5 protein-coding genes are annotated in these 3,239 nt (G+C 66.6%); 2 read left to right on the forward strand and 3 right to left on the reverse strand.

The window, feature by feature from the left end; translation table 11 throughout:
• Window positions 1-439 (forward strand): RICIN domain-containing protein (locus V7004_RS15440; protein WP_334145117.1); only part of this gene is annotated, 439 nt, incomplete at its 5' end.
• Between the two features lie 236 nt (window positions 440-675).
• A complete protein-coding gene (locus V7004_RS15445; protein WP_334145118.1) occupies window positions 676-1,188 on the forward strand; it encodes a hypothetical protein in 513 nt (170 codons plus the stop codon).
• Window positions 1,189-1,224: 36 nt separating this feature from the next.
• On the opposite strand, the gene V7004_RS15450 is transcribed toward V7004_RS15445, so the two are convergent.
• The 3 genes from V7004_RS15450 to V7004_RS15460 form a co-directional block, all read right to left on the reverse strand.
• Entirely contained in the window at window positions 1,225-1,908 is a 684-nt protein-coding gene (locus tag V7004_RS15450) for a hypothetical protein (RefSeq protein WP_334145119.1), read from the reverse strand.
• Window positions 1,905-2,735 carry a L,D-transpeptidase gene (locus tag V7004_RS15455; RefSeq protein ID WP_334145121.1) on the reverse strand — a complete coding sequence of 277 codons (831 nt, stop codon included), beginning with the start codon at window positions 2,733-2,735 and terminating at the stop codon, window positions 1,905-1,907. The genes V7004_RS15450 and V7004_RS15455 overlap by 4 nt, the downstream gene beginning before the upstream one ends.
• Window positions 2,736-2,746: 11 nt before the next feature.
• Window positions 2,747-3,239 (reverse strand): MFS transporter (locus V7004_RS15460; protein WP_334145122.1); only part of this gene is annotated, 493 nt, incomplete at its 5' end.

Here is a 3,239-nt window from a genome sequence, read left to right on the forward strand (position 1 = left end):
GGTTGTGACAGACCCGGATCCAGCACCTGTAAGTTTCATTTCGGCCTACGACAGCAAATGTCTCGACATCCGCGGTGGTTCGGTGGCAGACGGGGCGATCGCCCAGCAGTGGGGTTGCGGCGGATGGGGAAACCAGAAATTTGAGATCTGGCCAGTCAGCGGCTCCCCTGGTCGATTCATGCTGGTTGCCCAGCACTCGTACAAGTGTCTCGACACGCAAGGCTTCCTCTCCCTTGTCAGGCAGTGGGCGTGTGCATCGCCGTCGGTCCCGCAACAGCGCTTCGCCATTAGTTCAAATGGCGGCAATGCCTACAACCTTAGATCCGAACAGAACTTAGGTTGGGCGGTCGATATCTACGGTCCCAATGCGAGTGACGGCACTCAGTTAGTGTACCTGCCTATGTCAAACGGCTGGAGCCAGAGATGGTGGATAGCATGAGAGAATTGTCGGGACTAGTCCGTGCTGTGGATCATTCCAGACGGTATCTAGAAAGCCTGCGACGTGTCCTTGTATTGGGGATCGTCTCTCTTGTCATGATTTCTGGCTGCGGATCGGGAGAGACAGTCGTGGCCGGGTCGGGGGCCACGCAGGAGCCATTGCCGACCGAGGGGTCAGGGCCGGCCCTCGTCATCGACGGGGAGACCAGTAAGAACCACAACGTACGGGCCGGCACGATGGGAGAACTCTGTTGGCATCGACGTGAAGTCGCCCTGGCCTATCTAGAGCTGGGTGCTCACTACATCACCGAGTCCTACCGCAGAGAGTACTCAGCCGACCAGCAAGAGCAGTCGATCGTCGGCCCCGGGACCGCACCTGCACCTCCCCAAGTTCGCCCTGCTGTCCCAGCGCCCGATCCGGCTCGAGCAAAGCAAGCGGTCGAGAGGTGGTTCGAGACGACGTCAGTAGCAGTAGAGCGGCTGCGTGCCATCGACACGCAACAGCTGCCGCTCGCGGTGCGGTCGTTCGCGGATACGTTCCAGAGTGACCTGCAGAAGGCGATCACCTTGTCAGAACGGACGCTGGAGAAGGCTGATCTGCAGGACGTATCCACTGAAGATGCCCTCGCCCTCTACGAGGCGCTGAACAAGGCCGCGAATAGCGACCAGCTCCTGATGATCGAGGAGTATCCAGGGATGGACGCCTATGTTGCGGAGGCCAAGGCTTCGGGTTTGTGCCCGGACTTGTGAACGTGGCTCCCAGGAGCCGGTCTGGGAGTCGGACGGTCAGGGGGTGGTCACCGTGGAGGTGGTCGCCGTCGCCGGCTCCGTCGCTTCGATCGCCGCTTTGTACGCGGGGCTTTGGCGTATGGCTCGGGACACGACGAGCTTCACGTCCGAGTCGGTGCGCGCCGCCCGGACCAGGTCGGTGAGCGAGCCGTGCTGCCAGTCGATGGCGGCTGCGGCTTCACGGGTGATGTTGACCTGCGTGATGGGGAATGGCTCGGGGTCGTCGTTGACGGAGGGCATCGGCTCCTGACAGATGTCGTAGGACTGCAGCTCGCTCCAGCGGGCGAACACGTCGGGGGTGATCAGCGCGGCCAGGTCCCAGAACCCCTGCACGTACTGCTCGTCGGTGTACTCGCCCACCGGCTCCACGTACATGGCCAGGTGGGTGCCCGTGGGAGAGGGGGTGTAGCTGCCCTTCGAGAGGTCGATGAGCTGCGCCCGGGTGAGGCGCAGCCCCATGGTGGCCAGCGCCGGGTCGTAGAGGCGGCGCAGGGCGGCCACGTCGTCGGGAGGAAGCGGTTGGCTGCCATCGATGGGAGGGAGCAGGGCGGCGGCACCCGCCGGGATGGTCGTCGAGGCGGTGCCGGCGGAGTCGCCGTCTTCTCCGCATCCGCCGGCGAGCGCCGCGAGGCCGACCGCTGCCGCCACGGCGACCGCCCGGAGCGGGAGGCGGGCCGTCACGCCAGGATCTCGACCCGGATGCCGTACGGGTCCTGGATCGAGGCCACCAGCTTGTCGATGTCCTCGTTGCGGAGGCGGATGCAGCCGTTGCTGACCCGCTGCCCGATCTTGTCGGGCTCGTTGGTCCCGTGGATGCCGAGCTGGCCCTGGCCGCCGTTGAAGCTGGTGAGCACCTCCGAGAAGCCCGAGAGGCCGAACGCGTAGGTGCCGTACACCCCGTTCGGGTCCGGTGGCTTGAGCAGCTCGGTCGTGTAGTAGACGCCGCCGGGGGTGGGCCGGTTCTCGCGGGCCACCCCGATCTCGGTGTCGAGGAGCACCTGGTCGCCGGCGTACGCCTTGAGGTTGAAGCCGTTGAGATCGACCACGATGCGGTAGTTGTTGCCCTCGAGGCGGACGTCGGAGCGCTTCACCCACCCTTTCGAGCCGTTGGGCCGGATGGGCAGCAACACCTCCATCCAGTCGCAGTTGTCGGTCGGCTCGTTCGTCACCAGGAACACCATCGGGACCTCGATGGGCGGGTCGGTGTCGGTCTTGCGGGGCACCTCGAAGGTCTGCGACGGCGTCGTCGCGCCCGGTGCGGGGTAGACGTTGATGGACCCCGTGGTGTTCGCGTAGGCGACGTGGTTCACGTACCCGTCGAGGCGCGGATCGCAGCTGGCGGTGCTCGCCGTCGTGGTGGTGGTGGTCGACTCGGCTTGCTCGACGGTGGTGGTCGAGCCCTTGCTGCACGCGGCCAGGAGCAGCGCCAGCGCGAGCAGGATCGCCCCGAGCCGGGCGGGGGAGGTGCGAGCCGGGGATCGCGACGGTCGGAGGGGGGGTGTGTGCACGGGCGACGATCCTACCGGTCCGGGCCGGGCTCACCGGGTCGCGGAGGGTAGCGCTCGGCGACGCTGTCCACGTCGAGCCCCTCGAGCGCCAGCAGATCCCGAGAGATCGGCGCATCCTCGGGGTTGAGCTCCTCGAGCTCCATCGACGCCGTCTCGGGGTAGAGGAACAGCACGAGGGCCACCACCACCACGGGAGCGATCGCCAACACCAGCATGGCGTCCGACAGCGTGCCCAGGCGGTCCGAGAGCACCCCCGCCAGGTACAGGCCCGCGGCGCTGCCGATCACGGAGAACAGGTTGATGATCCCGTTCGCCCGGCCGCGGGCATCGGTCGCGAACAACTCCGGCCCGTACACCGCCAGCGCCGGGATGGCCATGGCCCCGAGCACCGCCGCGAGCACCGACCACAGCCAGATCGTCCAGCCCTGGTCGAGGTACATGAGCACGGTGAAGCCGACCCCCGCCGCCAGCCCGCCCGCCCCGATCAGCCGCCGACCACGGGCG

The sequence above is a fragment of the Rhabdothermincola sp. genome, assembly GCF_036846205.1.
Classification (GTDB): domain Bacteria; phylum Actinomycetota; class Acidimicrobiia; order Acidimicrobiales; family Acidimicrobilacustridaceae; genus Rhabdothermincola.

Excerpts from the sequence above, each read along its gene's own strand:
- V7004_RS15445 (WP_334145118.1), top strand. The coding sequence starts at position 676 with ATGGGAGAACTCTGTTGGCATCGACGTGAAGTCGCCCTGGCCTATCTA.